Source organism: Idiomarina sp. Sol25 (assembly GCF_033052775.1).
Lineage (GTDB): Bacteria > Pseudomonadota > Gammaproteobacteria > Enterobacterales > Alteromonadaceae > Idiomarina.
Map to the genome: position 1 here is coordinate 1 of NZ_JAUPEW010000036.1, position 494 is coordinate 494.

General features: G+C 64.2%; 1 pseudogene. It reads left to right on the plus strand.

The features are described 5' to 3' along the window. Nucleotides 1-494: pseudogene (locus Q5L94_RS13340) on the plus strand (potassium-transporting ATPase subunit B); the annotation flags it as partial.

Consider the following 494-nt stretch of genomic DNA (forward strand, 5'->3'; position numbering starts at 1 on the left):
GCAATTCATCCTGGTCGAAGCGGGCGATATCATCCCCGCCGATGCCGAGGTGATCGAAGGTGTGGCTTCCGTCGATGAAAGCGCCATCACCGGCGAAAGTGCTCCGGTGATCCGCGAATCTGGCGGTGATTTCAGTTCCGTCACTGGTGGCACGCGCATCGTGTCCGACTGGCTGGTGCTGCGCGTCGTGGCCGACCCCGGCAAGAGCTTCCTCGACCGCATGATCGCGCTGGTCGAGGGGGCGGAGCGGCAGAAGACCCCCAACGAGATCGCGCTGAACATCCTACTGGCTGGCCTCACGCTGATCTTCCTCTTGGTGGTGGTGACGCTGGAACCCTTCGCGGTCTTCTCCGGCACTTCGATCCCGGTCGTGTTCCTCGCGGCGCTGTTTGTCACGCTGATCCCCACGACCATCGGCGGGCTTTTATCGGCCATCGGCATCGCAGGCATGGACCGGCTGGCGCGCGCCAATGTGGTGGCGAAATCGGGCCGCG